Source organism: Microbacterium sp., assembly GCF_049661145.1.
Taxonomy (GTDB): domain Bacteria; phylum Actinomycetota; class Actinomycetes; order Actinomycetales; family Microbacteriaceae; genus Microbacterium.
In genome coordinates, this window is record NZ_JBASZT010000160.1 from 1 (window position 1) to 1,787 (window position 1,787).

At 73.0% G+C, this 1,787-nt stretch carries 2 protein-coding genes; both read left to right on the top strand.

Annotated features, from left to right (window positions below; translation table 11 throughout):
• Positions 1–827 precede the first annotated feature (827 nt).
• Positions 828–1,613, top strand: a complete 786-nt coding sequence (locus WBP48_RS07200) for a methyltransferase domain-containing protein (RefSeq protein ID WP_424438220.1) — start codon at positions 828–830, stop codon at positions 1,611–1,613.
• A partial coding sequence (locus tag WBP48_RS07205; protein ID WP_424438223.1) for an FAD-dependent oxidoreductase occupies positions 1,606–1,787 on the top strand: 182 nt, incomplete at its 3' end. The genes WBP48_RS07200 and WBP48_RS07205, both read left to right, overlap by 8 nt.

The window sequence follows — 1,787 nt, forward strand, 5'->3', positions numbered from 1 at the left end:
CCCCAGCGCCGGCCCCCGCCCAGCGCCGCCCCCCGCCCAGCGCCGAGTACGCCGGTTGCTGCCGAGAGCACCCCTTGTGAACGGGCAACAACCGGCCGACTCGGCACGAACCGGCACACTCGGCGGGACGAGGGCGAGAACGGAGCGGGTCGCGTCACGCGTCGAGCGGGACGGAACCCGAACCGGAACCAGAATCCGAGCCGGAATCGGATCCCGCTGCGCGCTCCTCCGGCGCGCGCAACCCCTCCACGGCGACCGGCGCGACGGTTACCGTGGAGCATGCCCGCCGCCATCCTGTCCATCGGCACCGCCGTTCCACCGACGCGACTGTCGCAGGGACACGTGCGCGACCTGTTCGCGTCGCAACCGGGGATCGACCGTCTCACCCGCCGCGCAGCCTCGACGCACTCCCCGCCGCGGCGCCGAGACGCATCGCCGCGCTCGCGTTCGGGCCCGGGCTCACGGTCGAATCGGCTCTGCTAACGCGAAAGTCTCGCCACCTGAGGCAGACTATCTCGCCCCCACGGCGCGGCAGCGCCCCTGAGAAGCTGAAGCGAAAGTCCTCGTGACATGACTCAGACTTTCCCGCCCCACGGCGCGGCAGCGCCACTGAAAAAGCTGACCCGAAAGTCCCGCAACATGTGCCAGACTTCCTCGCCCCCACGGCGCGGCCGCGCCCCTGAAAAGCTGACCCGAAAGTCTCGCGACATGAGCCAGATTTCCTCGCCCCCACGGCGCGGCAGCGCCCCTGAAAAGCTGACGCTCCGGATGCCGAGTGCGGAGACGGCCGACGCGGTTCGCGGCTCCGACGGCGCGGAGCCGCGCGGATGAGCCTGCGCACCTGTGACTCGTTGCTGCGCACGCGAGACACTGCGCTGCGCGAGCTCATGGACGACCCCGACTGCGACCCCGATCGGCTCGCGACGACCTTGCGCCGATTCGGCGTCGTGAACCGGGTGGTCTCCGGATGGGGCGGCGTGTACCGCGCGCACGTGCGGCCGCATCTCGCGAGGCTGCGACACCCGGCGCGGATCCTCGACATCGGCTCCGGTGGCGGCGACCTCCTCGTCCGCCTCGTCGAGCTGGCGCACCGCGACGGCTTCGACGTGGTCGGCACGGGGATCGACCCCGACGCGCGTGCGCTGGCTTCGGCATCCGCTCGCATCCGGCCCGGTATCGCCTTCCGCTGCGCCGATGCGGCGAGCCTCGTGGCGGCGGGCGAGCGCTTCGACGTCGTCGTATCGAATCACGTGCTGCACCACCTCGACAGCGCCGAACTGCCGACGTTCGCGGCCGACTCGCTCGCGCTCGCGCGCGGGCCCGTGCTGCACAGCGACATCGCGCGCGGCGGCCTCGCCTACGCGCTGTACGCCGTCGGCATCACGCCGTTCGCCGCGGGCTCGTTCCTGCGGACCGACGGGCTCCGTTCGATTCGGCGCAGCTACCGTCGCGATGAGCTGGCGGCGGCACTCGAAGAGGCGGCCCCCGGCTCCTGGCGGGTCGAGGAGCGCGCTCCGTTCCGGCTGCTCGCCGTCGGCGGAGGTGCAGCGGACCCAGCGGGCACGGAGGGCACGGGGTTCACGGAGGGCACGGGGGGCACGGGCCGTGCCTGATGTCGTCGTCGTCGGCGCGGGGCCGGTCGGCATCCTGCTCGCAACGGAGCTCGCGCGGCGCGGCGTCGATGTGGTCATCCTGGAGAGGCGGTCCGCCGCGGGGGGCGCGTCGCGCGCGATCGGGCTGCACGCTCCCGTGCTCGCCGCACTGGAGGAGGGCGGGGCGACCGAGCG